The following is a 25,609-nucleotide window of genomic DNA, read 5'->3' on the forward strand; positions in this document are numbered from 1 at the left end:
GGCCGGGGGTGCAGTGAAGTCGTGCCCGGGGAGGGCCATGCGCTCGATAGACAGACCTGGAGTCGCCTCCGGACAGTCCGGACAAGCCGCCGTCGAGACGGCCCTCATCGCGCCCATGATGGTGTTCATGGTGCTGGGCATCATCCAGCTCGGCATGGTGCACAACGCCAGACTGATGACCGAGTACGGCGCCTACCGCGCGGTGCGGGCTGGCATCGTGAATCACGGCGACTGCAAGCTGATGGAGAAGGCGGCGCTCGCGTCGCTGTTGCCCACGCTGCCGCCGCTCGATGGCAAGGAGGGCCGCGTCGACACGGTGAAGTACGCGGTGGGTGTCCACAAAGCCTACTCACGGAAGCTGCTCGCGACGAGCGTGATGAAGATGTTCTACACGGACGTGGGGTTGCCCCTGTTCCGCGTCGACGTCGTCAACCCGAAGAAGGGGGAGCTGGACGAACTCTTCGGCACCTACGGCTCACACCTGGATGCGCGAGAAATCGACTACGACGACGTCCGGGATGACCGCGTCATCGAGGCGAACCTCCTCTCGGTGCGGCTCACCTACTTCTACGAACTGCGCATCCCCTTCGCCAACTGGCAGCTCCACAGCTTCTATCTGGGGCGCGACTATCTGGATCAGCTCAAGGGCTTCCAGTTCGAAAGCCAGCGCGTCGGTGGCAGGAACGCGACCCAGTACCTCCAGGACCGAGGCCGCAACCTGAGCCCGGACCACGGGAAGATCGTGTCGCTGGCACGGCTGGGCGGCAACAAGAGCAAGTACGTGATGCCGCTGGTCGCCACCTGGTCCATGCGCATGCAGTCCAACTATCTCAACAATGACCAGCACGGACCTGGTCGGTGCGCCGTCGACGGCTGACCCGTCACCGCTCCCGGGGGATGACCATGTTCTCGCTACTTCGAAGGCTGCGCAGGGACGAACGGGGTCAGGCCCTGGTCATCGGCACCGTCGCCATGCTCGTGCTCGCCGTCACCGTCATGGCCTCCGTCAGCATTGGCCACGGTGTCTATGAAAAGATAAAGCTCCAGGACGCCGCCGACGCGCAGGCGTACTCCCTCGCGGTGAAGGAAGCCCGGGCCTACAACTTCCTGGCCTATACCAACCGCGCGATGATTGTTCATTACTCGGCCATGCTCACCTTCATGTCGTACGTGAGCCATGCCCTGTACCTGGACATGACCATCGGGAAGATCGCCAAGTACGCCAAGTACATCCCGGTCGTCAGCGCCATCTTCACCGCCGTCGAGCAGGTCATCAAAGCCTGGAAGAAAGCCGTGGAGTGGGTCGCCAGACTCCTCATCCCCATCCTATCGGCGCTCAACGTGGGCCTATGGCTCGCCCAGGAAGCCATGATGCTGGGGACCATGAAGGACCTGCTGCTCAACTCGAGCGAGGGCGTCATCCGAGGCACGGACCCCAAGGCCAGGCCAGGCTCGGTCATGTCCGCCGGCCCGGGGCTCGGGGCCATCATGGGCAAGTACAACGTCAACTTCTCCAACCTGAAGAACTTCCTGCACGTCATCGACGACGGCCCCGCGAGCAAGGACAAGACGTTCGACCTCACCGACCCCACGGGCCTGGGCAAGCGCTCCAAGCTCCTGAGCAAGGACGACAACAAGCTGTCCAAGCCCGACATGGCCAAGTACCGGCTGCTGATGGGCAACCTCGTCAATGGCGCACGGCGAGAATGGACGGCCGTGGGCAAGGAGATTCCTCTCATTGGCCGCAAGTGGTCCTTGAACCTCTGCGTCCTGCTCGTGGAGCTTCGCGTCGCCAAGGTCGCGGACAGCCAGGTCAAGAGCTTCGACGAGGGGTTCGAGGACAACCGCAGGGACCAGCTCTTCGCCTCCGACGACATCAAGATTCAGTGGAGAAGCCCCTGCCCCTATCTCTTCGGCGGCAGGGAGGATGGCTGGAACAACATCCTGTCCATCAACTTCCGGGTCGCCGCGGACAACCAGGGCGGCTTCCACCAGACCTACGGTCGACGCAAGACGGATGACCATCACAACTGGTGGGGCCTCACGCCCTTCCTCACGTCGGACACCAGCTTCGTCGACCCGTGGCACAACCACTTCAGCTATCCGTGCAACCTCACCATCCTGTCCAAGAACATGATTCCCAAGAGCGCGGGGGATGAGGTCCAACCCTTCCACCTCGAGGGCATGCGCCAGAAGGGCTTCATGGCGGGCTCCAGCTCCGGGAAGCACGACGACAAGAAAGAGAAGGTCACCGGAGGCTTTCTCGACATCACCTGGAGGCTCGCGGGCGGGGTCCAGGACAAGAAGGCCCAGAAGTTCCGCGAGGAGACGGGGGGAATGATGGCCATGGCCGTGGGCCGCGCCATCTACCACCGCCCGGGTGACTGGAAGGAGGAGCCCAACTTCTTCAACCCCCTGTGGACCGCCCGCCTGGCGCCCGCGAAGACCCACTGGGAGGAGAGCGCCCTGGGCGACCTGATTGATGGGTGGCACACCGCCGAGTCGGAATTCGCCGACGCCCTCAACTACTGACGGGATGGCCATGACGACTCCAATCGCCACGAAGCGAAGAAGCTGGCAACCAGGCAGGCGCGCACGCCGGGGGGCGGCGACAACGGAGTTCGCCCTCCTGGCCCCCGTCATGGTGGTGCTCATCCTGGGGACGAGCTACTTCTGGGAGGTGCAGCACGTGCGCCTCAAGGCCGCGGAGCTCGCGCGCTACGTCGCCTTCGAGCGGACCGTGCGCCCGGACCTGGGCCGCATCACCGCCGAAGCGCAGGAGCGCTACCAGGACCTCGACGGCTCCACCAAGACGGGAGAGCTGCCCACCGGACTGGGCCATCAGAACCGGCTCACGCTCAACGTGCGCGTCGAGAACGCGAACGCGGCGCTCCAGGAGGAATCCCTCTCCGAACGCGGGAGCAAGGGAGGAGCAACCCAGTTCATGGGCAAGGTGCTGGGAGTCCTGGGCTCGACAGCGGGCTATGTCGCGAAGGCCATGGGCCTGGACCCCGACGAGGGCGCCGTTCGCGCCCAGGTGGAGGTCCACATCGAGAACGGCATCATCCCCCCGCAAATCGCCTTCCTCACGAGCCGCATCGACGACGACCGACTGGACCTGAACTTCAAGGAGACGTTCTTCCTGGTCCACGACACGTGGCGCGCCTGGGGCCATGGCGACGACCCCGCCAACTCGTATCCTCGCGTCCAGCAGCTCACCCATGACCGGGTGAAGCAGATCGCCTACGCGGGCCTCGCGTCCGAAGGCGGTGCGCTCGATACCATTGGCGCGGTGCTCTCCGTGCTGGGTTTGGATTTCCCCCTGAAGTCAGACTACATCCGCGACTCGGTCCTCATCCGTCACGTGAAGGAAGGGGGCCGCTACAATGCCGTCCGGAAGCCCCGAGGTGGCGACACGCGCACCGTCCCCGGCGACAAGCTCCTGGCGGCCTACTGGAAGAACGACACCCGGGCGTGCTTCGACAGCTGCGAGCCCGACGAAATCAAGGAGAAGCGCGGAAGGGCCCGCACGGAGTATGGCCACTTCAACTGGCCCATGCGGGCCTACAACTGCCGAGGCAAATACTTCCAGGGCACGGTGGACTCCAAGGAGCCGGAGTCCGAGTACGCGCGCTCGAAGCGCAAGGGCGAGGACTACTTCACCTACGGAGACCTCGCGTGCTCCGAGAAGAAAGAGGAGTAGCGCGAGTGCGCACGTGGGTCTCCATTTCCGAGGGCACACGATGAAGCGCCTGGCGGACCGCACGGGCGCCCTGACGCGCGTCATCGGGCTGGGCGGCGTGTTGCTGGTGGTGGCCACGGCGGCCACCCTCCGTGAGCCTCCTCCCGAGCCACCTCCGCGCCCCAAGCCTCCGACGACGACGGGAGCCCTGGTCTCCGCGCCGCCCAACGCGCAGCCCATGACGAAGCGCTTCCAGGGACTCCTCCCCGCCTATCCGCGCGCGAAGGCCATTCCCATGGGACGGCTGGAGGCCAACGGCAACCCGATGGAGATGGCGTACTTCGAGACGACCGACTCCGCCGGAGAGGTGATGGAGTTCTATGCCCGCGAGTTCCGCCGGCAGGGCCACCGCACCGCGACCGAGCCGGATGGGGCCGGGGGTGGCGCCATCAGCTACTACGACGCGAAGCGCGGAGCACTCGTCTCCGTCACCACCGTGGGCATCGGCGGCAAGCCTCCCCGCACCCAGGTCTTCCCCTCCATCATCGATGCTCCCGAAGGCATGCACCTGAAGGCCGTGGTGCCCGCCTCGCTGCCGCGCCCCCCTGGCGCCACGACGATGCTGCGCCTCGAGGACCGCAACAAGGGTCCCACCGAGGGCAACACCACCATCACCGAGGTGGCGCAAGGCACGCCCGTCGGCCTCGCGAGCTTCTACCGGCAACAGTTCGAACAGCGCGGCTACGTCCAGAAGGACGCACGCTCCGAAGCCGAGGGCGTGCAGTTGCTCGACTTCCAGAAGCCCGGGGAGCGCATCTCCCTGTCCCTGTCCCCCATGGGTGGCCCGGAGTCGGGGGAGACACTCGTGACCGTGGTCCTCGAACGGACCGACTCAGCTCAGGAGCCCTGAACATGAACGGATGGCTGACCTCCTCTTACCGCTGGCTGCGCCGCCCTCGCTCACGCGGACAGGCGCTGACGGAGTTCTCCCTGCTGCTGGCGGCGCTCATCGTGGGGACCCTGGGTCTGTCCGCCTTCGCGCCGGACATCTTCGCCGTGTACACAATCTACGTGCGCGGCTTCTACGTCGTGCTCGGCTATCCCCTGGGCTGAGTGGCACGCCCTCACTGCCCGGGCACGCGGGGAATGGCGATGGGGACCGAGTCCAGCGCGGGCTTCGCGCCCGTCCCCGTCGCCCGGACCACCCAGGTCGTCTCCGCATCGCGGATGGACTCCACGCCGAGCAGCGGAACCCGCTCGGTGCTCACCACACCCACGAGGCCTCCATCCTCCCGACGGAAGGTCTGCTCGCGCGCCTTGCCCGCGAAGGGCCCCTCGCGCAGCACGGTGTCCCGCTCCCCCTCCAGCACGCCCCTGAGCTCTGGCTGGTCGACATGGAGGTCCACCGGAATGGAGAGGGGTACATGGGGCGGCACGGAGATGGCGAGCCGGTCGACGAAGGGACGCGCTCCGCCTCGGACCCAGAGGACCACGAGCGTGCGCGGCGAGGTCTCATGGTCCAGCTCCAGCTGATACAGCGGCGTGCCATCCTCCCGGACCGTCTCCCCCACCAGGGAGATACGGACCCGCGACTGGGTCTCCTTGCTTCGCAGCGCATAGTCGACCCACGCCCCGAGCACGGGGCGAAGCTGGCCATACAGCAAGGGCGCGGGAACCAGCGCCCGGGCCTCCTTGAGGCGGGACGGGTCCACCATGATGGGCGCGGCCGGGGCGGTGGTTCCCGCGTCCTCGACCTCCGCCACCGGAAGTGGGGCGGGCGGCGGCGTCAGGGGAACCAGGGCCAATCCCTGCCCGGCGTCCTCCGCTCCCCGCCGGGAGTCGGAGCAGGCACCGAACAGCAGGAAGGAAACACTCAAGGCCGTCGGAATGCGGGACATGGGGCAATCCTATATGGTTCCCCCTCGCGCCCCAATCCAATGCATGTCTTTGATTTGGAGACCTCCTCCACTGCGAGGGGTTGCGAATGGGAAGGATGTGGATGATGGGTGCCGCGGCGCTGCTCTCCCTGCTGGCCGTGCTGGTCCAGGCCCAGGTGGCGACTCCCCAGGGCTTTCCCGAGCTCCCCATCGTTCCGCGCGAGGGAGGCTGGGCGCGCTACGAGGCCCTCGCCACGGACGGCCCTTCGCGCTTCGTGGTCAAGGTCGGCGCGCCGGGGCGCTATCAGGAGAAGCGCGGACGATGGCTCGAGATGGAGATAGAGGTCCCCTCCTCGGGCCGCATCACCATCCAATTCCTCGTCGAGGGCGACCGCTTCGGCTCCAACAACGTCCTGCTGATGAGAGCCACCATTCCCGGAGAGAAGTCCCGCGAGACAGCCGAGCCCTTCAAGAAGGACGCGGCCAAATCCAGACGCGAAGGGAAGTTCCTCCAGAAGACGACGGAGACCGTCGCCGGCAAGACATTGGAGGTGCTGGAGTACACCTTCTCCGGAGGAATCACCGCCGAGTGGTCCGCCGCCGTCCCCGGCCTGGGCCTGGTGCGCATGGGCGGAGAGAACCCGTTCCACCTCGTCGACTTCGGCGTGGGCGGAGACCCGTGGAAGGAGCGGACCACGCCCGCCATGTTCCCCGCGCCACCGTCCAGGAAGTGAGCCTCAGCGCCCGGGCGCGCGCGGAGACAGCCCCACCTTCAGCAGCCGCCCTCGCACGCCGTCCACCGCGTCGTGCGCGAGCCGCGCCTCCAGGCGCAGCGACGCTCCCCGTCCCGCCTGGAGCAACACCCGGGGCGGCTCGCCGTCGCCCTTCTGGAAGGAGAACCACTCCAACTCCGAGAAGCGCGTGCGCCGCCCCAAGGGGTCGATGAAGCCCTCACCCGAGAGGAACAATCCCGGCACCAGGTGCAGGCCGATAGCGCCCAGCCACACCGCCAACCCCAGACAGAAGCTCCCCAGCGCCGGCCGCGCCTCCGAATACACCAGGTGCACGCCGAGCAGCGCCAGCAACCCCATCCCCGCGAGAATCTGGAGATAGGTCCCCATCCGCGCCCGCGAGCCCAGCGCGACGAGCGCCCGCGCCCGCAGCAGCGACACCAGCGCCACGAGCGACAGCAACACCTGTCCTCCCGAGGCCACGGCCACCGCCAGGGCCATCATCCCCCGACGCCCACCGAGCGCCTGCGACTCCTGGACGAGCCACGCCGCGCAGCCGCCGAAGAACGCCAGCGCCACGACATGGAATGCGACGGTGGACACGGGGAACGCGGACGCTTTCATCGGTGCCCGCCAGCGCACCACATCCGCGAGGGTTTGGGGAAGGCCCCCTCCCTTCAGCGGGCCCGCTTGCCCCGGGGCGCTCCCGACACGGACGTGGCGACGACGAGCTGCCGGTACTGTCGCGGGCTCAACCCCGTCACCTGCTTGAACTGGCGCGACAGCGCGCTCTGGTCACAGAAGCCCACCGCCAGGGCAATGGCGGCGATGGGCTGCGCATCCTCCACCAGTCGCTCCGCCGCCGCGTCGATGCGAGTCTTCATGATGAACTGCCCCGCCGACAGCTGGAAGATGCGCCGCATCCGCCGCTCGAACTGCGCCGCGGACATCCCCGCCCGCCGCGCCAGCGAGTCGATGCGCAGCCGCTCCCCATAGTTCGCCTGGATGTAGTCGATGGTCCCCGCGAAGCGCTCGTCCACCAGCCCCGCGCGCCCCGGCTCATGCACGTCCTTGGACAGACACGCCAACCCCATCACCTCGCCCGTGGCATCGAACAGCGGCACCTTGCTCGTCAGACACCAGCCCGGCTCGCGGCTGTTGAACAACGTCAGGTCCAGGTTGTCCACGAGCGCGCGCCCCGTCCGGAACACCTTCTCGTCCTGTCGCACGTACCGGTCCGCCATGTGCTGGGGGAACAGCTCGTGCGCCGTGCGCCCCACCGCCGCCGCCTTGCTCTTCAGGCCACAGCGCTCCGCGCACGCCTCGCTGATGCACACGTAGCGCCCCCGGATGTCCTTCACCGAGAAGACGATGTCCGGCACCCGGTCGAACAGCTCCTCCGCGAACAGCGGATTCGCCACCCGCCCCATGAAGCCCATCCGCCAGTGTTCCAAGGTTTCACGCGTTTTGGTGGTTTCCATTCGTCCCCACAAGGGAAAGACACAAGAACGTCACACGTGCTCAGGAATACCTTGAACACCGCGTGAAACCCACGTCGGTGTCACTCGGAAGGGACGACACCGTGCGGCAAGCCCCCCACTCGAGGAGCACGAAGCCATGCGCAGTCCAATCACGGATTGGTGTCGCTGTCACATCGTCCTCGCCATCTGTTGTCTCACCCTGTTCGCACCCGGAGCGGACGCCCGCCCTGGAGGTCCTCCCCCGGCCGAGCCTGCTCAGCGCGTCCATGGACTGGAGCATGCGCACCAACGCATCCAACCCGACGAACGGCAGCCGGATGTCTCCCCGGAGCAACTGCGTCAGGCGCTCACCCCGCCCGCGCCGAAGCGCTCCCTGCTGGCGTGTGACGCGGCGGCCTTCGGGTCCGCTTCTGGCACGGCGCTCGTCACGTTGGTGAAGGGCTCCCCGACGGACTGCATCAACACGCTGTTCAGCGTCTCGGGCACGCTCGCCCGGCAGGTGTTCATCGAGAGCAAGATGGTCACCATCGCCAACGCGCTCACCCCCAGCGCGCAGGCCTATGTGGGGAACAACAGCGGCCAGACGCTCCAGCTCATCATGTTCCTGCGCGCGGGGTACTACGTGCAGTACTACGCCCCAGACGTCGTGGGCAGCTACGGCACGGCGCTGGCCAACGCCATCCGCCCGGCCCTGGCCGCCTTCGTGGCCAACAGCCACTTCCGGGACGTCAACGACGACCACGGCGCGGTGCTCAGTGAGTTCGTGACGCTCATCGACAGCTCGAGCGAGAACGCGCGGCACCTGGGCACCTTCAAGGGCCTGCTGGACCGCTTCAACAACACCGCCCTGGCCTCCTGGTACATGCGCAGCGCCACCAACAACGTCTTCGTCGGCCTGTTCCGCGGCCACTACAACGACGACTTCGTGGCGGCCGTGCAGCAGGACACGTCCATCATCGACTCGCTGGACTCCTTCGGCCTGCGCACCGAGCACCTGCTGGGCACCGACAACCAGTACCTCACCGTCAACGCGGCCCGCGAGCTGTCCCGCTTCCTCCAGTACCCGGGGACGGTGCAGACGAAGACGCGCCCCAAGGTGAAGGCGCTCATCACCAACCACTCGATGACGGGCCCCACCGCGGGCGTCTGGGTGGGCGCGGCGGAGATGGCCGACTACTACGACGGCACCAACTGCGCGTACTACGGCATCTGCGACTTCCGCAGGACGCTGGAGCAGGCGGTGCTGCGCGTGACGCACAACTGCGGCGCCACGCTGCGCATGCGCGCCCAGGAGATGACGGCCACGCAGCTCACGCAGAGCTGCGGCCTGCTCGCCACGCAGGAGACCTACTTCCACGACAAGCTGAAGACGGGCCGCCTGCCCGTCGCCAGTGACAACAACACGTCGCTGGAGATGGTCATCTTCGACAGCAGCCTGGACTACCAGACGTATGCCGGCGCGCTGTTCGGCATCGACACCAACAACGGTGGCATGTACCTGGAGGGAGACCCGGCGGCGTCCGGCAATCAGGCCCGCTTCATCGCCTACGAGGCGGAGTGGGTTCGGCCCGCGTTCGAAATCTGGAACCTGCGCCACGAGTACGTCCACTACCTGGACGGCCGCTTCGACATGAAGGGCGACTTCGGCGACAGCATCAGCCAGCCCACCATCTGGTGGATTGAGGGCCTGGGTGAGTACGTCTCCAAGAAGGACGACAACGCGGACGCGGTGGAGATTGGCACCAGCAAGAGCTTCCAGCTCAGCCAGATTCTGCGCAACGACTACAACAGCGGCACCGAGCGCGTGTACTACTGGGGCTACCTCGCGGTGCGCTTCATGTTCGAGCGCCACTCGGGGCAGGTGGACACCTTCGTCGGCCAGTTCCGCGCGGGGAACTACACCGGGTATCGCACGTCGCTGGACGGCCTGGGCTCGGCATACGACGCGGAGTTCCACCAGTGGATTGATTGCGTCTCCACCGCGACCGACCCGAGCACCTGCGCGAATCCGGACCCGGGCCCCGGTCCTGGCACCGGCACGGCGTGCACGGGCGCGGACACGCGGATGCTGGACAACGGCTGCTACCGGGGCCCGCTGGCCGGCAACAACATCCAGTACTTCTACCTCTGGGTGCCCGCGGGCGCGCGCAACCTGCGCTTCCAGATGAGCGGCGGCACGGGCAACGCGGACCTCTACATCCGCGCCAACCAGTGGCCGTCGACGACGGCGTATGACTACCGCCCGTATCTGGCCGGCAACGACGAGGTGGTGGACATCCCCTCGCCGCAGACCGGCGTCTACTACTACGCCATGGTGAGAGCCCGCGCGGCGTTCGCGGGCGTGAAGCTGGAGGCCCGCTTCGACGCGACGCCGTGAAGCCCGGGAGTGACTCCCGGGTGAAGACGGGGCACCCGGGAGTCACTCCCGCCGCAGTACACCCTCCACCGTTCGCCACAGGCCCAGGGGGTTCGCCTCGCGCAGCTCCGGAGGGAGCAGCGCGTCCGGCACATCCTGGAAGCACACCGGCCGCACGAAGCGGCGGATGGCGCCCGTGCCCACGGCGGTGAAGCGGCCATCCGAGCTGGCCGGAAAGGGGCCGCCGTGCACCATGGCCGGGCAGACCTCCACGCCGGTGGGGACACCGTTCATCAGCACGCGCCCCACGCGGTCCGACAACGTGGGGAGCAGCTCGGAGGCCAGCGCCGTGTCTCCCGCATCCATCATCACCGTCGCGGTGAGCTGACCTTCCAGTCGCGAGGCCACGCGCACCAGCTCCGCCGCGTCACGCGCCACGGTCAGCACCGCGCAGCTCCCGAACACCTCTTCGGTGAGCGCGCTCTCGGCGAGCACCACGCGGGCCTCCGCCTCGAACAGCGCGGCGGCGCCCAGCGCGGCCTTCGACTCCCCCCGCGCACAGGTCCGCGTGTCCGTGCGAGCGGCAAGACGGCTCACGCCCTCGCGAAAGCGCTCGGCGATGGCGGGCGACAACATGGGCGCGGCCGCCGCGGCCCCCAGCTTCTCCGCGAGCCGCGCGCGGAAGGCCTCGTACCCCGGGCCCTCCACCGCCACGAGCAATCCGGGCGAGGTGCAGAACTGGCCCGCGCCCTGGAGGATGGACGCGGCCAGCGCGTCCGCCATCGCCTGGGGACGGGCGGCCAGCGCCTCCGGCAGGAGGAAGATGGGGTTGATGGAGCCCATCTCCGCGAAGACGGGAATGGGAACGGGCCGGGCGGCGGCCAGCGCCATCAGCGCGCGACCTCCGCCACGAGAGCCCGTGAAGCCGACGGCGCGGATGGCGGGGTGACGCACGAGCGAGGCGCCCACCTCCGTGCCCGCATCGAACAGCAGCGAGAACACGCCTTCGTGCAGCCCACACGCCGCCACGGCCGCGCGGATGGCCAGGCCCGCGCGCTCCGACGTCGCGGGGTGCGCGGGATGGGCCTTGGCGACGACGGGACAGCCGGCGGCCAGCGCGGACGCGGTGTCACCTCCGGCGACGGAGAACGCGAGCGGGAAGTTGCTCGCGCCGAACACGGCCACGGGCCCCACGGGGCGCAGCAGGGAGCGCAGGTCCGCACGCGGCAGGGGACGGCGCTCGGGCAGGGCCCGGTCGATGCGTGCATCCACCCAACTGCCTTCCTCCAGCAGCCGAGCGAACTGACGGAACTGTCCGGCCGCGCGGCCCAGCTCCCCCTGGATGCGCGCGGGGGGAAGGCCGGTCTCCTTCGGCGTCACGGCGAGGAAGTCCGCCTCCGCCGCGAGGAGCGCCTCGGCGATGTGCTCCAGGAACACGGCGCGCTGACGCGAGGACAGCGCCGCGAGCGTGGGGGCGGCCTGCTCCGCGAGCACGCAGGCCCGCTCCACCTCCTGGGGCCGCGCGCCGTGGAAGCGAGGCTCGAGCGCCACGCCCTCCGCGGGATTCCAGCCGGTGAACGTCGGCCCACCGGGCTCGCCGCGTTCGGCGCCAATCAAGGACAGTCCCATCCAGCTCATGCAGCGACCTCACTCCGGGAGGGGCCCATCGCCCCTCCAGCTTCGATACAGGACACTTCGCACCGCGCAACGGCCACTACAGCGCGGGCCGGTTCGCCAGGGCCTCGCGCAACACGCGCAGGCACTCCTCGCGCTCGGCACCCGCCAGCTCCAGCCGAGGCCCACGCACCCGCTCGTGGCCCCAGCCCACTTCCTGCTGTACCAGCTTGATGAGCTGGACGAACTTGGTGACGGTGTCCAGGCGCAGGAGCGGCAGGAACCAGCGGTACAGCTCGAACGCGGCCTGCTTCTTTCCGGCGAGGGCCAGCTCGAGCAGTCGCACGGACTCGGCGGGGAACGCATTGACCAATCCCGCCACCCAGAAGCGCGCGCCCGCGTCCACGCCCTCGACGAGGCAGTCGTCCACGCCCACGCCCAGGGCCAGCCGGTCTCCCAGGAGGGCGCGAATGGCGGTGACGCGACGGGCATCGGTGGAGGACTCCTTCACGGCGACCGCATTGTCGTGCTCAGCGGCCAGCTCCGCGAGGTGGGCGGGGGTGAAGTCCGTCTTGTAGGCGACGGGGTTGTTGTAGAGCAGGCACGGCAGCTTCGTGGCGCGCAGGACAGCGGACATGTGGGCCTTCATCTCGCGCCAGTCGCTGGAATAGACATACGGGGGCAACACCATCAGCCCGGCGCAGCCCGCCTCCTCCGCGGCGCGAGCCAGGCGCACGGCCTCCGCGGTGGACAGCGCGGCGATGCCCGGGATGACGGGCGCCTTCACCGCGTCCACGCACGTGCGCATCACCGCGGCCTTCTCTTCCAGGCTCAGCGTCGCGCCCTCGCCCAGTGAGCCGCAGGGGATGATGCCGGTGCAGCCCTGCGACACCAGCCAGCGCACGTGTGAGCGCACCGTGCCGTGGTCGACGGACAGGTCCGTGTTGAAGGGGGTGGTGATGGCGGGGAGGACACCAGTCCAGAGGCTCATGACTCTCTCGTGTGGGTAGAGGAAACTTCCGAGGGAAGGCGCAGGCTGCCGATGCGCGCCGGGAGGCACGGTGGGCGCGCGTCCTCGCCCGACCAGCCGAAGAGGGTTTGCGCCGCCGTTCCGCAGGTGCGGCCCTGACAGGCGCCCATGCCCAGCCGGGCGTACAGCCGGGCCTCGCGCAGGTTCTGACAGCCCTCCAGCGCGGACATGGGCACGTCCTCGCAGCGGCACAGCAGCGTGTCGGGCGTGGCCAGTCGTCGCAGCTCCGCGCGGGGCGCGTCATGCAGCGCGAGCCGGGCGGCGAACGTACGGACGCGATGCCAGGTGCGCTCCAGCTCGATGGGAATGGGTTGCTCGGCGGCGACGAGTCCGGCCAGCTCTCCGGTGACGAGCGCCTGGTCCACGCCGCCGATGCCGAGCAGCTCGCCCACGGCGTGGACCTTGGGGACGCGTGTCTCCAGGCGCTCGTTCACGACCACCGCTCCCGCCGAGGTCTCACAGCCCAGCAGCCGCGCCACTTCCAGATTGGGCACGAGCCCGTAGGCCGCGCCCAGGTAGTCACACTGGAGTTGCTCCTCGCGACCGCGCACGGACAGGCGGACCGACTCCAACCGGTCCTCGCCTTCAGCGGCGATGACCCAGGCGTCCGTGGACGTGGGCACGCTGATGAGCGTCGCGGACATCAGGGCGCCTTGGAGCAGCTTGGCCGGGTGTCGCCAGAGCTGGAGGGCGAAGCTCCAATGGCTCGCGGCGGAGGCCTGCTCGGCGATGTAGAGGACTTCGCCACCGTGGGCGTGAATCGTCGCGGCGGCGGCGAGCAACAACGGGCCCGTGCCGGCGAGCACCACGCGCTTGCCGCGCATGGGGAGGCCGTCCTTCACGAGCACCTGGAGTCCGCTGACGCCCAGCACGCCCGGCAGTGTCCAACCGGGGAACGGGAGGAAGCGCTCGCGTGCGCCGGTGGCGAGCACCGCGCGGCCGTAGCGCACCGCGAACGACGAGGAGCCCTCTTCGACCAGGAGCACGCCGGGCTCGGGAGCGGCGACGACGCGGGCGCCTGGACGAAAGCGAGCGCCCGACGCGGAGAAGCGTGAGAGCCACCGACGCGCGAGACGATTCGTGCCCTTTCGGGCCTCGCCTCGCCAGACCTGCCCTCCCGGCTCTGGCTGGGCGTCGAGGACGAGGACATCCAGCCCTGCCTCGGCCGCACGGCAAGCGGCGGCGAGTCCGCCCGGTCCTGCGCCGACGACCACGAGGTCACAGGCCTCACGCATGAGTGCACACCTCATCCGCGCGGCAAGCCGCGGCGAACCTTCCGAGACCGGCACCAGCCAAGGGGTCACAGGCCTCACGCATCGGTCACCACCTCCTGGTCCTCACGGCACGGCGTCAGGCACATGAGGACCTCGGGCACGCCATCGATGGTGGCTCGGCACTCGAAGCAGACGCCCATTCCACAGAGGGGGCCACGAGGGCGCCCGCTCAGGTCCGCGCGGCTGACGAAGCTGTCCGTCATCGCCAGCGCAGCCGCGACAGACGTTCCCACCGGCACCGTGACAGCACGCCCGTTGATGCGCAGGGTGACGAGCGTGACGGCCTTCGACGCTGTCTCACGCATGAGCAGTCTCCCGAGAAGACGCCGTCAGGAAGCGTGCGGGTGAATACGGACGCGCATCGATGGCGCTGGTGCGCCCGAGCAGTTGGTCCGCCACCAGTCGCGCGCTGCCCGTGGCCGTGGTGATACCGAGCCCCTCATGGCCACAAGCCAGCCAGAGCCACGGCTTCTCCGGATGCGGCCCCAGCAACGGCAGACCATCCGGGGTCGCCGGACGCAGCCCCGTCCAGACGCGCAGCGCCTGCAAGCCATCGAGCCCTGGAAGGAACATGGCTGCGCGCTTCAGCATGCGCTCCAGGAGCGCCGCGTCCACCTCGCGCGTCGCATCACCCGGCTGTCGCGACGAGCCCAGCAGGAGCTGCCCCGTGACACGTGGCTGGGCATTGAACGCCACGGAAGCGCCGTCCGTGCCGTGCGCGCTCTTGAGGTAACCCAGCTCCACCAACTGGTGATGCACCACGGGAGCCCCGCGCCGGGTGATGAGCAGGTGTCCCTTGCGCGGAGAGATGGGCAGCCCAGGGCAGAGCGCGGGACTGGCCACCCCCGCCGCGAGCACGATGTGCCGTGCCGTCAGCACGTCACCGTTGGAGAGCACGACACTTCCCGGGCGCAGCTCCCGAACCGGACACCCCGTCATCAGCCGCGCGCCACGGGCCTGGGCACGCAGCGCGAAGGTCCGCGCGGCGAGCGGCGGATACAGCACGGCATCATCCACGACGCGCAGCGCCCCCACGAGTCCCGGAGCAAGCGCGGGCTCGGCCTCATAGAGCGCCGCGCTGTCGAGCACTTCGACACGGACACCCGCGGCGCGGTAGTTCGCCACCTTCGCGGAGACCGCGGCCATCTCCTCGTCATCGGCGGCGAGCCAGAGGGTGCCACACGCGTCATACTCCACCGTGCGAGGCAGTCCATCGGCGAGCTCTCGCCACAGCGACACGGACCACGACGTCAGCGCGAGTTCCGCCGCGTTGTCATCCATGGCCACCAGGTGGCCCATGCCACACGCCGTCGTCCCCGCGCCAATGGACCGCGCCTCGACGAGCGCCACCGACACACCGTCGGCGCTGAGCACATCCGCGAGCGCCGCGCCGACGATGCCACCGCCGACGATGACGCAGTCGAAGGCGCTCATCCAATGCCCCAGGCGAACGGGTCCGTCGGGTCCACCAGCAACGTGGCCTCCGCGTTGACGGACGCGGTGCCGGTGATGGTGGGCAGGATGCGCGCGCCGTCACGGACGTAACGCGCCTCGAAGCGACTGCCGAGGATGCTCTCCTGCACCCACGTCGCGCCTTCCGCGAGCACACCCTCGGCCGCCAGGCACGCGACCTTCGCGCTCGTCCCGGTGCCGCACGGAGACCGGTCATAGGCCAGCCCCGGACAGAGCACGAAGTTGCGAGCATCCACCCCAGGCGTCGGAGACGGGGCATACAGCTCGACGTGGTCGATCTCCGCGCCGCCCTCCCCGGTGATGCCCTGGTCCGCGAGCGCCTGCTTGATGGCGGAGGTGTACGCCAGGAGCGCGGGCGTCCGCGACAGCTCCAGCGGCAGTTGCGTGGCGCGGGAGAGGAAGAACCAGTTGCCACCCCAGGCGATGTCGCCGCGCACCTCGCCATGTCCCGGCACGGACACGGCTACGTCGTGCGCCCACCGGTAGCTCGGCACATTGGCGATGCTGACGCGCCCGTCCGGATGCAGCGTGGCCTTCACCACGCCGACGGGAGTCTCCAGCGAGTGGACACCAGGACCGATGCGCCCCAGGTACTCCAGCGTCTTCACCACGCCGATGGTCCCGTGGCCACACATCCCGAGATAGCCGACGTTGTTGAAGAAGATGATGCCCGCGACGCTCGCCGCGCTGACGGGCGGACACAGCAGCGCGCCCACCATGACGTCGGACCCACGAGGCTCGCAGACGATGGCCTTGCGAAAGGCGTCGAACTTCTCGCGGAAGCGCTCGCGCAGGCTCGCCAGATCGCCCGCTCCCAGCTCCGGGCCTCCGTCCGTCACCACGCGCGTGGGCTCACCCCCGGTATGACTGTCGATGACACGAATGCGCCGCATGCGAACCACTCCCTCTACCCGGGCCTCCCATGAGCCACCCTAGGAGTCCCGAGGCGCTGTTTCTTGGGAGATTCGACCACACTCGCGAGGCAATCACGCAAATGCCCCAGCGAGCAGGCCTCCTCGGGGACACTCGCCGGGACACGCGCGCCGGCGACAGGGGTGGCTCCAGCGGGTGGTGACGCGCCCGGCCAGGACCGCCGCCCCCTCGATTCTCCTTGGCGCCAGCCGCCACTGGAAGTGAAGTCGCACTCCCTCATCCCCGGGAGCGTTCAATGAATCGTCAGACGTGGAGCGGTGCCTTCGTGGTGGCCTTGCTGCTGACTGGCTGTGGAGGAGGCGCTGAATCGCAAGGCCCCGAGGCCGAGGCCGCGGTCCGCCAGTCGCTCTCCGGCCCCTGGGAGTGCGACCCCGCTGAATGGTGCCATGTCAGTGAGCACACCCTGGAGTGTCCCCCGGGCTCCGCCTACGGGACGGCCTACGCCTGGCCCACGCAGGCGGGCGGCTACTGCACCCAGCGCTTCGCGTGCGACTCCGTCATCCCCCTCTGCCCCGCCCCCATCGACCCCTGATTTCGATTACTATCGCCACGCAGTGGCATCAGACCTTCCACCCACGGAGTTCGACATGAAGTCGCGTCACCTCATCGGAGCCATGCTGGCGTTCGGAGTCCTCTCGGGGTGCGGCGTCACGGGCGAGGAAGACGCGGAGCAGGCCCCCAACGTCAGCCAGGTGGGTGCGCTCGACGCGTGCGACGGCACGATGCTGTGGGAGTACAACTTCTACAGCGACGCCTCCCATTTCGAGCAGGTGGGCGGAATCATCTGCAAGTGCCGAGGCACCGTCGTCACCTGGGGTGACACCTCGACGCCGTATGTCGGGTACTGGAGCGGCGTCTGTCCGGGCCAACCCACTCGCTGAACTGAGCTGGGACATGGCCTGTCCTCGCTCGGCGCACCGGGCGTGGGCATGGAGAAGGAACTCCCGTTCACCACGCGGCCTGGCATCACCCTGGCCGCGTGTGTGAACACCCACTCCACGCTGGCCCCCGGCGCCGCGTCGGGAACGCGCTTCGACCATGGCGGCACACACCTGCACGTGGCCACGCGTCGTCACGGGCACTCACGCGCCCAGCGTGCCCGACTGGAGCGCCTTGCCGGCCGCGCCGGACATGCTCTCCGCCAGCGTCTGCACCGAGCGCGACACCCGCTGCGTCTCCTCCACGACCCGCAGCGTCTGCTGCATCTGTCCGGACAGGTCCTGGATGGCCATGGCTATCTGGGACGTGCCCGCGTCCTGCTGGGACACGGCCATGGAAATCTGCCGCACGCTGCTGCTGGTGTCGCCGATGATGCCCGCCAGCTTCTGCAGCTGCGAGCCGGAGACGCGCACCGCGTCCAGGCTCACCTTCACCCGCTGCTCGCCCTGCTCGCTCATCTTCGCGGCCTCGCGCATGCTGGTGTTCACCCCCTCCAGCACCTCGCGGATGCGCTGCGTGGCGAGGATGGACTGGTCCGCGAGGCTGCGCACCTCGCGCGACACCACGGCGAAACCCCGGCCGTGCTCACCGCTGCGCGCGGCTTCAATCGCCGCGTTGACGGCCAGCATGTTGGACTGGTCCGCGAGCCCCTTCACCGTGTCGACGATGCCGGAAATCTCCCGCGTGCGCGCATCCAGCGCGAGGATGCGCCGGGCCATCTCCGACACCTCCACCCGGATGGCCTCCAGGTTGCTCAATGTCCGGTCGATGGCCGCGCCGCCGTCGCGACCCGCCTCTTCCGCGACGACGATGGAGCTGGCCAGCAGTCGCGTCTTGTCCGCCGTCACCAGCGAGCCCTGACGGATTTCCTGCACCGTCTGCTCCAACTCCTTGAGCGCCGTCGCCTGACGGCCAATGCCCACCGTCTGCTCCTCGCTCGACGTGCGCAGCTGCTGCACCACCGTCGCCAGCTCCCCGGCGCCGCGGCCCATGCCCGTGGCCAGTTCCCGCACGTCCTTGCTCCGCGCCTCCAACTGGCGCGTGTGTGACGCCAATGAGCGCACCACCATCGTCGAGCGCCGCGCGACGATGCCCACCAGGGACACCGTGAGCGCCATGAAACCCCAGTGGTGGTAGGTGCCCGTCACTTCCGTGAACCCGAGCAAAGGCAGCGTGCTGAGCAGCAGCACGAAGGTGAGCACGCCCAGGCCCACGACGAAGATGCGCGCGTCGATGCTCCCCCGCCACGCGGCGCGGGCCGCGACGATGACGCACAGGAACAGGCACGGCAGCGAGTAGAACGTGAAGAGGTGCAGCTGCCGATACACGGTCCCCAGGTCCACGAACAACATCAGGCTCTGGAGGGCGGCGGGCACGGAGAGCACCGTCGCGCCCCAGCGGAACCAGCGCAGCTGTCCCTCCAGGATGCTGTCGGAGATGAACCACCCCAGTCCCGGCAGGAGGAGGTAGGCGCCCAGCAGCGTGAGCTGACTGCTCAAGAGCTTCGCGTCCCAGAGGGACACCAGCAGCCCGCTGGAGCCCAGCAACATCAGCCCCGAACCTCCGGCGAAGACCGTGAGCGCCACCAACATCCGTCTCTGGCGCCGCAGCAGGGCCGCCCCCGCGGAGACCGCCGCGACGACGAGCAGCAGTGTGCCCATGACGAAGGGCGCCAGCCCGTCACGCGTCACCCGCGCGGCCAGCTCGTGCCGCGAGCCCACCCGCGCCTCCCGGCTCGCGCCGATGGTCTGCCCGGTGCTCTGGATGCGCAGCAACACCCGCGTGCCGGGCACCGAGGGAGGCAGCGTCACCAGGTTCCACGCCATGTTCTCCATCGACTCATGGCCCGAGGGATTCATCGTCCCGCTCGCGTAGACGCGGCGACCCCCGGCGTACACCTCGAACGCATTCGCCACCGTGCCCAGGAAGAGCGCGGGCTCAAGCCACGTCCCGTGCGGCACGGGGAGGCTCAGCCACAGGAAGGTGTTTGACTCCTTCCCTGGAGGCTCACGCAACGCGACCATGGGCCGCCAGTCCTCCGCGTCCGCCTCATGCGCCCACGTGGGCACGCCATCCGGCCCCACCGGCGAGTCACCCCAGCGATACCGCCACCCGCTCTCCAGCTCCACGCTCCGCGCGCCCGGGCCTTCCGCCCGCGCCGAGGGCGCGAGCACGAGCAGCATGAGCACCATCCACCCCAGCCTCGCCAACCCCGAGACGGCCCTCCCCGCGAAACCACCCTGCACAGGAGGACACGTTGAAAAACCCGAGACACGACAAGCTGTCGACACGTGACACGAACCGCGGAGCAAAAGCATGGATGAACACGATGCTCGGGCTTCTTGGACACGAATGTAAACGGGTCCTCCTCGCCCCGCCCGTCTGCTCCTCGCGCGATACCTTGTGACATGTCGACAGGCTCGACATCTGGAACAGAACTCCACTGTGTTCATGGAACAGCGACCTGTCATCAAACGACGAGCTGCGTTGAGCCCGGTGACAAGCCCGCCCGCGTCCGCGTCGATGTATCAACTCGGGATGTGATGTATCGAAGCGCGGACGGCCGCCGAGCGCTCGCGACCTCCCGGCGCCGTGCTCCGGGCGTCCACCCCGATCTCCGGGCCTTGCCTGATGGTTTCCGCGTGAGGGGTACTTTCCGGCCACTCAAGGATTTCCCGCGAATCCGTCGTTAAGGAGGGACGCGGAGAGCGCTTCCGTGGGGCGGCGCGGTTGGAGCCGCGGGGGACACCATGAGCACGACGGAGCTGGCGGTCTTGTTGGAGGGAGCACGAGAGGGAGACCTGGGCGCGAGGGACGCGCTGACGGCGGCCACCTATCGGGAGCTGCGGCGGATGGCCCGCGCCGTCCAACCCGAGATGGCTCCCCACAATCCCCTACAGCCCACCGTGCTGATTCAGGATGCCTGGACGCGCTTGTTCGGGACGGATGCGCTCCAACCCGAGGACCGTCGCCACTTCTTCGGGGTCGCCGTCCAGGCGCTGCGGCGGGTGCTGGTGGACCGGGCCCGCGCCTCACTCCATCAGCGGCGCGACGCGCGGCGGGAGTGGCTGAGCATCCGCCACCTGGACCTGGAAGCCCCGGGCCCTGACCTGGAGGTCCTCCAGTTGGAGGAGGCCTTGTCGGAGCTGGAGACCTTCCAACCCCGGCTCGCCCGGCTGGTGGAGCTGCGCTACTTCGCGGGCCTGAGCCTCCCCGAGACGGCGACGGCGCTGGGTGTGTCGCAGGCCACGATGAAACGAGACTGGGCCTACGCGCGCGTCTGGTTGACGGAGCGACTGAGCCACTGAGGCTTGTCGCGCTGTTTCAGTGCGCGTTGGCCATGCTCTCGAAAGGCCAGGGGCGCGGCGTCGCGGCCGTGCCCAGCCACAGGTCGGCGACCTGCTGCGCGAGCGTCCACGGCGCACCGCCCGCGCGGTTCGTCAGGACGATGACGGTGAGACGCTGGCCCGGATACTTCACGATGGCGTTGGTGAAGCCACACGTCTCACCGTGATGTGACAGGCGCGTGCGGCCCTGGTCCTCGTCGACGAACCAGCCAAAGCCATAACGCCCGGAGGCGCCATCCGGGAGCTTCACCGGCGTCCACGCGAGCGCCTGCGTCTTCGCGTCCACCAGCGCGTGTGAATCCAACGCGACATCCCACGCGGCCAGGTCCACCCCGGACGCATAGACACCGCCATCCCCCAGCACGGCGCTGGTGTTGCTCTGGTCCCTGGGGACGAAACCCTCCTCGCGGCTCGCATGGCCGTAGGCCCGCTGGGACACCGTGGAGACCCCCTCCTGGTGGGCGACGGCGGAGGCCATGCCGCTGGGGGTGAAGATTCGTGCGCGCAGGAAGCCGGCGAAGGACGTGCCGCTCACCTGCTCCACGATGAGGGCGAGCACCGCGTAGGCGGAGTTGCTGTAGCGCACCGCGCTCCCCGGCGGGAAGTACGTGCGGTCCGCGCGCGAAAGCAGTTGGAGCACGTCGCGGTCCTTCACCTGTTCGGTCTGCGTGGCCGGGACGAACGCCTCGTAGTCCCAGATGCCGGAGGTGTGCTGGAGCAGGTGGTGGATGCGGACCTCGCCCAGGTACGAGGGGAACCCGGGGAGCACGTCCACCACGCGGTCCTCCAGCCGGAGCTTGCCCTCGTCCACCAACAGCAGGATGGCCATCGCGGTGAACTGCTTGGTGAGCGAGGCCAGCCGGTAATGACTCTCCGGCGTGGCCTTCGTCCGGGTGCCCACGTCCGCCAGGCCATAGGCGCGGCTGAGCACGACCTTCCCTTCCCGCAGCACGACGAGGCTGGCCCCGGGCCGCTCCGGGCCGCTGTAGTCCGCGAAGAGCGCGTCCACCTCGGGAGCGTGCCGGACGTTCGGCGCGGTGCCGGCACAGCCAGTGAGGACGCAGAGAACGGACACGAGGACGGCTCCGAGCGCGGGGCGGTTCATGCGCCCGATGATGCGCGAGAACGCGCGGGCCTCGCGCGGACTTTCAACCGCGTCGCGTGGGTGGAGCCCCCTGGAGCGAGGCTCCCGCCAGTCCCGCCAGCAACAGGATGGGGGCCAACAGCACCGCGCCGAACCACGCCAGCGCGTAGAGCAGGCCCAGGACGAGCCCCAGCGCGCCGCCCTCCCTCGTGCCGGACAGCGCGCCCACGTACTGGCGTGCGCCCAGCAGGTGCAGCAGCAGGAAGACGGCGACCAGCGTCAGCGCCGTGGCCAGGAGCATGAGCGTGCGTCGCATGGACGGGAGTATCCGGTGCCCGACACCGCGCCGCGCGGACAGCCTCGACGGACGGTCGAGTCCTCGGGGTGAGTGGTCGGCGGGTCATGGCAGACGAGCAGACAATCGCTCGGCCTCTCCGTTGCCCTCCCTACTGACGGCGAAGGGGCGAGCGCTCCCCACACTGGCATGGACCCAGGTGCAGACCCAACTTCAGCCGCCAGACGTGCAAGTGGAAACGCATGCCTCCGAGGAGCAGGAGCCTGTCATGTGGAGCACATCAGCATCGGGCTGGGATGAAGGACCTCGGAGGCGCCGAATCCTGGGGCGGATGCGTCGGCCCGCGGGCAGCAGGGGACTGGGCGTGGAGCCGATGACCTTCGCCGTTCTGGAAGCCCTGGGTGAGCGACACCAGTCACCGCGCCGACCGGGAAAGCGCTGGCGACGTTCCGCACTGCGAACGCGCGGCGGCGGGGCGGGCGAAGCGCGCGACGAGGAGGCGCTCGACTTCGAAGTGGCCATCGCCTCCTGGTAACGCTCCTGCTAACAACCGGGGCATGACCGCGCCCCGCCCCAATCCGTTGTTGTCGGACCGCGACGTGGACTTCCAGCTCGACGAGGTGGTGCGTGTCGCCGCCCTGTGCGAACTGCCCGCCTTCGCGGAGCACTCACGAGAGACCTTCGGCCTGCTCCTGGACAGCGCGCGTCGCTTCGCTCGCGAGGTGCTCTACCCCACGTATCGGACGCTGGACGCGGAGCCGCCCACGTTCGAGAACGGCCGAGTCCGCGTCCATCCGCTGATGCGCGAGTTGTATCCGCGCCTGGTGGAGCTGGGGATGCTCACCGCCACAAGGCCTCCGGAAGTCGGCGGACAGCAGCTCCCGCTCACCGTCCACGCGCTGGCCAGCGCCTATCTGATGGCGGCCAACCTGAGCGCGTATGCCTATCTGGGACTGACGCACGGCGCCGCGCACCTACTGGAGGCCTTCGGCACCGCGGAGGTGAAGGCGGCCTTCATGGAGCCGCTGTACCGGGGCGAGTGGACGGGCACCATGGCCCTCACCGAGCCGCAGGCGGGCAGCAGCCTGGCGGACGTGAGGACGCGCGCGACCCTGGCGGCGGATGGGACGTGGCGCCTCCAGGGCTCCAAGATTTTCATCAGCGGTGGGGACCAGGACTTCAGCGAGAACATCGTGCACCTCACGCTGGCGCGCACGGAGGGCGTGGAGAGCGGCACGCGAGGCATCTCCCTGTTCGCGGTGCCGGCGCGGCGGCGTGAGGGTGACGCGCTGGTGGACAACGACGTCCGCGTGGCTGGCGTCATCCACAAGATTGGCTGGAAGGGCATCCCCAGCCTCGTGCTCAACTACGGCGAGTCGGGCGACTGCCGGGGGTGGATGGTGGGGCAGCCCGGGCGCGGGCTGGCGTGCATGTTCCAGATGATGAACGAGGCGCGCATCATGGTCGGCCTCAACGGCGTGGCCACCGCGTCCGTCGCGTACCACGAGGCGGTGGCCTATGCGCGCGAGCGGCCCCAGGGCCGCCCCGTGGGAGCCAAGGACGCCACGCGCCCGCAGCACCCCATCATCGAGCACGCGGACGTGCGGCGCATGTTGTTGCGGCAGAAGGCGATTGTCGAAGGCGGCCTGTCGCTGCTGGTGACGGCGGCGTATCAGGCGGACCTCGCGATGCATGCCCAGGACGAGGACACGCGGCGCGGCGCGGGGCTGCTGGTGGATTTGCTGACGCCCGTGGCGAAGAGCTTCCCCGCGGAGCGCGGCTTCGAGGCCAACGCGCTCGCGGTGCAGGTGCACGGCGGCTACGGCTACTCCAGTGAGTACCTGCCGGAAGCATGGCTGAGGGACCAGAAGCTCAACAGCATCCATGAGGGCACCACGGGCATCCAGGGGCTCGACCTGCTGGGTCGCAAGGTGGTGGCCGGTGGTGGCGCGGCGCTGGCGACGTTCGCGGACGCGGTGGGCCGCACCGTGGCGCGGGCCCGGAAGGCCGGCGTGGAGGCCACGTGGGGTGAGGCGCTGGAGCGCACCACGGGCGAGGTGGCGGAGCTGGTCGCGGAGTTGGGTGCTCGGGGGGCGGCGGGAGAGGTGGAGCTGATGCTGCGCCACAGCGCGGACTTCCTGGACCTGTTCAGCGTGCTGGCGGTGGCGTGGCGCTGGCTGGAGCAGGCCGCCGCCGCGAAGGAAGGACTCGCGCGGGGCCAGGGCGACGCGGACTTCTACGAGGGCAAGCTCGCGACGGCGCAGTACTGGTTCGCCGTGGAGCTGCCCCGGATTCCCCTGCTGATTCACCTGTGCCGCACCGGCGAGGACTCCTACGCCCGGATGCGGCCCGAGTGGTTCTGAGCCCACCGCCCACCGACGGGTGAAGGGGTGAAGCCACGCCGAGTCCCGGGAGTCTTTCTCCCGGGGGGCGACCCTCGAAGGAGTGGAGCGAGCCTCCCAGACGGGCCGAGGCGCCCGCTCGCCTGCCCTCCTGGGGCCGGTTGCCCGCCTGCTCGCTACGATTCCGCTGCATAAATCGTTGGTGTTCGTAAGATGTGAGTCGTGACGGTTTCCTTCCACCTGTGTCAGCCCGGTGGAGGCGCCTCGTGCGGCGCCTGCTGTGGCCTCTACAACTTCAAGGACCACTCGCGCGTCGCGCTGACGGAGCAGCTCGCCATGCAGACGGAGCGGCTGCGTCGAGCGCCGATGGAGCCGGAGTCGTGGCATGCGGCGGCGCGGGAGCTGGTGGAGGCACGGCGCGCGGCGCCGATGTTCGCCGCCGTCCGGGTGTGTCCGCTGCTGGGCTTCCTGGACAAGGAGCGCAAGCAGGTGGGGTGCCTTGGGCATCCGAAGGTGACGGGGGGCGCGGACCTGCGCGACTGCGGCGTCTACCGCTCATCGGTGTGCGAGACCTTCACCTGCCCCTCCTTCGGCTGGCTCACGGACGCGCAGGCGCGACTGGTGCTTGCCGCGTGCGCGGACTGGTACCTGTACGGCCTGGTCATCACCGACGTGGAGTTCGTGCGCGGCTGCCTGCGGCTGCTGGAGTGGGAGCTCGCGGGACCGGCGCGCCCGGAGCGGATGGTGGAGAAGCCGGACGTGCTCGCGGCGACACGGCGGCTGTTCGCGCTGAAGGAGACCGCGCCCCGAAGAGACCCGAACGCGGCGGTCTTCGGCCGCTTCACGCGCGACACGGAGGGCGAGCCGGTGCCGCGAATGCTCGATTACATGAAGCTGGGCGTGCGGGCTTCACCCGAGGACGACGTGGTGCTGTGCCTGGGATACACGCCCACCAACGCCACGGAGTTGATGGCGGCACGGGAACTGGTGCGCACACACGTGAAGGCCGTGGCTCGCACGATGACGGCCTGAGCGACGCGGACCCCACGTGAGCTGACGTCGCGCCCCCAGCCGCCCCACCTCGCGAGCAGGCGACCGAGCGTTGAAGGTCCCTCGGCTGCCCGAGGCACTTCGCGGTGAGCCCTCACGAG

The 25,609-nt window shown here is 69.0% G+C and carries 25 protein-coding genes; 13 read left to right on the forward strand and 12 right to left on the reverse strand.

Annotated features, from left to right (window positions below; genetic code table 11):
* Positions 1–37 precede the first annotated feature (37 nt).
* From HUA75_RS32015 to HUA75_RS32035, 5 genes are read left to right on the forward strand one after another with little or no spacing between them, the layout of a single operon-like run.
* Entirely contained in the window at positions 38–877 is an 840-nt protein-coding gene (locus HUA75_RS32015; protein WP_174457347.1) for a TadE/TadG family type IV pilus assembly protein, read from the forward strand.
* 26 nt (positions 878–903) lie between these two features.
* Positions 904–2,532 carry a TadE/TadG family type IV pilus assembly protein gene (locus HUA75_RS32020; RefSeq protein WP_174488540.1) on the forward strand — a complete coding sequence of 543 codons (1,629 nt, stop codon included), beginning with the start codon at positions 904–906 and terminating at the stop codon, positions 2,530–2,532.
* A 10-nt stretch (positions 2,533–2,542) separates the two neighbouring features.
* Positions 2,543–3,703 carry a TadE/TadG family type IV pilus assembly protein gene (locus tag HUA75_RS32025; RefSeq protein WP_174459890.1) on the forward strand — a complete coding sequence of 387 codons (1,161 nt, stop codon included), beginning with the start codon at positions 2,543–2,545 and terminating at the stop codon, positions 3,701–3,703.
* Between the two features lie 40 nt (positions 3,704–3,743).
* Positions 3,744–4,592, forward strand: coding sequence for a hypothetical protein (locus HUA75_RS32030; RefSeq protein WP_174459891.1), 849 nt, complete (start codon positions 3,744–3,746; stop codon positions 4,590–4,592).
* Positions 4,593–4,594: 2 nt separating this feature from the next.
* Positions 4,595–4,795, forward strand: coding sequence for a hypothetical protein (locus HUA75_RS32035; RefSeq protein ID WP_174457351.1), 201 nt, complete (start codon positions 4,595–4,597; stop codon positions 4,793–4,795).
* A gap of 11 nt (positions 4,796–4,806) precedes the next feature.
* On the opposite strand, the gene HUA75_RS32040 is transcribed toward HUA75_RS32035, so the two are convergent.
* Positions 4,807–5,580, reverse strand: coding sequence for a hypothetical protein (locus HUA75_RS32040; protein ID WP_174488541.1), 774 nt, complete (start codon positions 5,578–5,580; stop codon positions 4,807–4,809).
* 101 nt (positions 5,581–5,681) lie between these two features.
* Here HUA75_RS32040 and HUA75_RS32045 point away from each other — a divergent pair, with 101 nt between their 5' ends.
* Positions 5,682–6,293, forward strand: coding sequence for a hypothetical protein (locus HUA75_RS32045; RefSeq protein ID WP_174488542.1), 612 nt, complete (start codon positions 5,682–5,684; stop codon positions 6,291–6,293).
* A gap of 3 nt (positions 6,294–6,296) precedes the next feature.
* On the opposite strand, the gene HUA75_RS32050 is transcribed toward HUA75_RS32045, so the two are convergent.
* Both HUA75_RS32050 and HUA75_RS32055 read right to left on the reverse strand, forming a co-directional pair.
* Entirely contained in the window at positions 6,297–6,914 is a 618-nt protein-coding gene (locus HUA75_RS32050; protein WP_174488543.1) for a hypothetical protein, read from the reverse strand.
* Positions 6,915–6,967: 53 nt separating this feature from the next.
* Positions 6,968–7,771: an AraC family transcriptional regulator gene (locus HUA75_RS32055; RefSeq protein WP_254627862.1), complete on the reverse strand. Its 804-nt coding sequence runs from the start codon at positions 7,769–7,771 to the stop codon at positions 6,968–6,970.
* A gap of 136 nt (positions 7,772–7,907) precedes the next feature.
* On the opposite strand from HUA75_RS32055, the gene HUA75_RS32060 reads away from it, so the two are divergent.
* Positions 7,908–10,148, forward strand: a complete 2,241-nt coding sequence (locus HUA75_RS32060) for a M9 family metallopeptidase (RefSeq protein WP_174488544.1) — start codon at positions 7,908–7,910, stop codon at positions 10,146–10,148.
* 42 nt (positions 10,149–10,190) lie between these two features.
* Here HUA75_RS32060 and HUA75_RS32065 read toward each other — a convergent pair whose 3' ends face one another.
* From HUA75_RS32065 to HUA75_RS32090, 6 genes are all read right to left on the reverse strand, one after another.
* On the reverse strand, positions 10,191–11,765 hold the full coding sequence (locus tag HUA75_RS32065) for an aldehyde dehydrogenase (NADP(+)) (RefSeq protein ID WP_174465388.1): 1,575 nt from the start codon (positions 11,763–11,765) through the stop codon (positions 10,191–10,193).
* Positions 11,766–11,841: 76 nt separating this feature from the next.
* Complete coding sequence (locus HUA75_RS32070; protein WP_141643007.1) at positions 11,842–12,732, reverse strand: dihydrodipicolinate synthase family protein; 891 nt, start codon at positions 12,730–12,732, stop codon at positions 11,842–11,844.
* A complete protein-coding gene (locus HUA75_RS32075) occupies positions 12,729–14,006 on the reverse strand; it encodes an FAD/NAD(P)-binding oxidoreductase (RefSeq protein ID WP_174488545.1) in 1,278 nt (425 codons plus the stop codon). Before HUA75_RS32075 ends, HUA75_RS32070 begins: the two co-directional genes overlap by 4 nt.
* A gap of 74 nt (positions 14,007–14,080) precedes the next feature.
* Complete coding sequence (locus HUA75_RS32080) at positions 14,081–14,350, reverse strand: (2Fe-2S)-binding protein (RefSeq protein ID WP_141643005.1); 270 nt, start codon at positions 14,348–14,350, stop codon at positions 14,081–14,083.
* The gene (locus HUA75_RS32085) at positions 14,343–15,479 is read right to left on the reverse strand and encodes an FAD-binding oxidoreductase (RefSeq protein ID WP_174465390.1); all 1,137 of its coding nucleotides are present in this window, start codon (positions 15,477–15,479) and stop codon (positions 14,343–14,345) included. Before HUA75_RS32085 ends, HUA75_RS32080 begins: the two co-directional genes overlap by 8 nt.
* Positions 15,476–16,411, reverse strand: coding sequence for a proline racemase family protein (locus HUA75_RS32090; RefSeq protein WP_174488546.1), 936 nt, complete (start codon positions 16,409–16,411; stop codon positions 15,476–15,478). The genes HUA75_RS32085 and HUA75_RS32090 overlap by 4 nt, the downstream gene beginning before the upstream one ends.
* Positions 16,412–16,686: 275 nt before the next feature.
* On the opposite strand from HUA75_RS32090, the gene HUA75_RS32095 reads away from it, so the two are divergent.
* On the forward strand, positions 16,687–16,983 hold the full coding sequence (locus HUA75_RS32095) for a hypothetical protein (RefSeq protein ID WP_174457363.1): 297 nt from the start codon (positions 16,687–16,689) through the stop codon (positions 16,981–16,983).
* A 55-nt stretch (positions 16,984–17,038) separates the two neighbouring features.
* Positions 17,039–17,332, forward strand: coding sequence for a hypothetical protein (locus HUA75_RS32100; protein WP_141643001.1), 294 nt, complete (start codon positions 17,039–17,041; stop codon positions 17,330–17,332).
* 201 nt (positions 17,333–17,533) lie between these two features.
* Here HUA75_RS32100 and HUA75_RS32105 read toward each other — a convergent pair whose 3' ends face one another.
* The gene (locus HUA75_RS32105; protein WP_141643000.1) at positions 17,534–19,582 is read right to left on the reverse strand and encodes a methyl-accepting chemotaxis protein; all 2,049 of its coding nucleotides are present in this window, start codon (positions 19,580–19,582) and stop codon (positions 17,534–17,536) included.
* Positions 19,583–20,140: 558 nt separating this feature from the next.
* Between HUA75_RS32105 and HUA75_RS32110 the strand changes: the two genes are divergently transcribed.
* Complete coding sequence (locus HUA75_RS32110; RefSeq protein WP_174488547.1) at positions 20,141–20,698, forward strand: ECF-type sigma factor; 558 nt, start codon at positions 20,141–20,143, stop codon at positions 20,696–20,698.
* Between the two features lie 16 nt (positions 20,699–20,714).
* Here HUA75_RS32110 and HUA75_RS32115 read toward each other — a convergent pair whose 3' ends face one another.
* A complete protein-coding gene (locus HUA75_RS32115; protein ID WP_371746239.1) occupies positions 20,715–21,812 on the reverse strand; it encodes a serine hydrolase domain-containing protein in 1,098 nt (365 codons plus the stop codon).
* A 73-nt stretch (positions 21,813–21,885) separates the two neighbouring features.
* The gene (locus HUA75_RS32120) at positions 21,886–22,137 is read right to left on the reverse strand and encodes a hypothetical protein (protein WP_174488549.1); all 252 of its coding nucleotides are present in this window, start codon (positions 22,135–22,137) and stop codon (positions 21,886–21,888) included.
* Between the two features lie 352 nt (positions 22,138–22,489).
* Between HUA75_RS32120 and HUA75_RS46280 the strand changes: the two genes are divergently transcribed.
* From HUA75_RS46280 to HUA75_RS32135, 3 genes are all read left to right on the forward strand, one after another.
* Entirely contained in the window at positions 22,490–22,651 is a 162-nt protein-coding gene (locus tag HUA75_RS46280; RefSeq protein WP_217446356.1) for a hypothetical protein, read from the forward strand.
* A 22-nt stretch (positions 22,652–22,673) separates the two neighbouring features.
* The gene (locus HUA75_RS32130) at positions 22,674–24,479 is read left to right on the forward strand and encodes an acyl-CoA dehydrogenase (protein WP_174488550.1); all 1,806 of its coding nucleotides are present in this window, start codon (positions 22,674–22,676) and stop codon (positions 24,477–24,479) included.
* Between the two features lie 201 nt (positions 24,480–24,680).
* The gene (locus HUA75_RS32135; protein ID WP_174488551.1) at positions 24,681–25,490 is read left to right on the forward strand and encodes a hypothetical protein; all 810 of its coding nucleotides are present in this window, start codon (positions 24,681–24,683) and stop codon (positions 25,488–25,490) included.
* The last annotated feature ends 119 nt before the right edge of the window (positions 25,491–25,609 follow it).

It is taken from the genome of Myxococcus sp. CA040A, from assembly GCF_013336725.1.
Lineage (GTDB): Bacteria > Myxococcota > Myxococcia > Myxococcales > Myxococcaceae > Myxococcus > Myxococcus llanfairpwllgwyngyllgogerychwyrndrobwllllantysiliogogogochensis.

What these genes read in the sequence shown, in the direction of transcription:
- HUA75_RS32035 (WP_174457351.1), top strand. Translation starts at nt 4,595, where the DNA reads ATGAACGGATGGCTGACCTCCTCTTACCGCTGGCTGCGCCGCCCTCGC.
- HUA75_RS32040 (WP_174488541.1), bottom strand. Translation starts at nt 5,580, where the DNA reads ATGTCCCGCATTCCGACGGCCTTGAGTGTTTCCTTCCTGCTGTTCGGT.
- HUA75_RS32090 (WP_174488546.1), bottom strand. Translation starts at nt 16,411, where the DNA reads ATGCGGCGCATTCGTGTCATCGACAGTCATACCGGGGGTGAGCCCACG.
- HUA75_RS32105 (WP_141643000.1), bottom strand. Translation starts at nt 19,582, where the DNA reads ATGGTGCTCATGCTGCTCGTGCTCGCGCCCTCGGCGCGGGCGGAAGGC.
- HUA75_RS32095 (WP_174457363.1), top strand. Translation starts at nt 16,687, where the DNA reads ATGAATCGTCAGACGTGGAGCGGTGCCTTCGTGGTGGCCTTGCTGCTG.
- HUA75_RS32110 (WP_174488547.1), top strand. Translation starts at nt 20,141, where the DNA reads ATGAGCACGACGGAGCTGGCGGTCTTGTTGGAGGGAGCACGAGAGGGA.
- HUA75_RS32085 (WP_174465390.1), bottom strand. Translation starts at nt 15,479, where the DNA reads ATGAGCGCCTTCGACTGCGTCATCGTCGGCGGTGGCATCGTCGGCGCG.
- HUA75_RS32020 (WP_174488540.1), top strand. Translation starts at nt 904, where the DNA reads ATGTTCTCGCTACTTCGAAGGCTGCGCAGGGACGAACGGGGTCAGGCC.
- HUA75_RS32065 (WP_174465388.1), bottom strand. Translation starts at nt 11,765, where the DNA reads ATGAGCTGGATGGGACTGTCCTTGATTGGCGCCGAACGCGGCGAGCCC.
- HUA75_RS32130 (WP_174488550.1), top strand. Translation starts at nt 22,674, where the DNA reads ATGACCGCGCCCCGCCCCAATCCGTTGTTGTCGGACCGCGACGTGGAC.
- HUA75_RS32030 (WP_174459891.1), top strand. Translation starts at nt 3,744, where the DNA reads ATGAAGCGCCTGGCGGACCGCACGGGCGCCCTGACGCGCGTCATCGGG.
- HUA75_RS32015 (WP_174457347.1), top strand. Translation starts at nt 38, where the DNA reads ATGCGCTCGATAGACAGACCTGGAGTCGCCTCCGGACAGTCCGGACAA.
- HUA75_RS32075 (WP_174488545.1), bottom strand. Translation starts at nt 14,006, where the DNA reads ATGCGTGAGGCCTGTGACCTCGTGGTCGTCGGCGCAGGACCGGGCGGA.
- HUA75_RS32060 (WP_174488544.1), top strand. Translation starts at nt 7,908, where the DNA reads ATGCGCAGTCCAATCACGGATTGGTGTCGCTGTCACATCGTCCTCGCC.
- HUA75_RS32045 (WP_174488542.1), top strand. Translation starts at nt 5,682, where the DNA reads ATGATGGGTGCCGCGGCGCTGCTCTCCCTGCTGGCCGTGCTGGTCCAG.
- HUA75_RS32120 (WP_174488549.1), bottom strand. Translation starts at nt 22,137, where the DNA reads ATGCGACGCACGCTCATGCTCCTGGCCACGGCGCTGACGCTGGTCGCC.
- HUA75_RS32100 (WP_141643001.1), top strand. Translation starts at nt 17,039, where the DNA reads ATGAAGTCGCGTCACCTCATCGGAGCCATGCTGGCGTTCGGAGTCCTC.
- HUA75_RS32025 (WP_174459890.1), top strand. Translation starts at nt 2,543, where the DNA reads ATGACGACTCCAATCGCCACGAAGCGAAGAAGCTGGCAACCAGGCAGG.
- HUA75_RS46280 (WP_217446356.1), top strand. Translation starts at nt 22,490, where the DNA reads ATGACCTTCGCCGTTCTGGAAGCCCTGGGTGAGCGACACCAGTCACCG.
- HUA75_RS32070 (WP_141643007.1), bottom strand. Translation starts at nt 12,732, where the DNA reads ATGAGCCTCTGGACTGGTGTCCTCCCCGCCATCACCACCCCCTTCAAC.
- HUA75_RS32050 (WP_174488543.1), bottom strand. Translation starts at nt 6,914, where the DNA reads ATGAAAGCGTCCGCGTTCCCCGTGTCCACCGTCGCATTCCATGTCGTG.
- HUA75_RS32080 (WP_141643005.1), bottom strand. Translation starts at nt 14,350, where the DNA reads ATGCGTGAGACAGCGTCGAAGGCCGTCACGCTCGTCACCCTGCGCATC.
- HUA75_RS32055 (WP_254627862.1), bottom strand. Translation starts at nt 7,771, where the DNA reads ATGGAAACCACCAAAACGCGTGAAACCTTGGAACACTGGCGGATGGGC.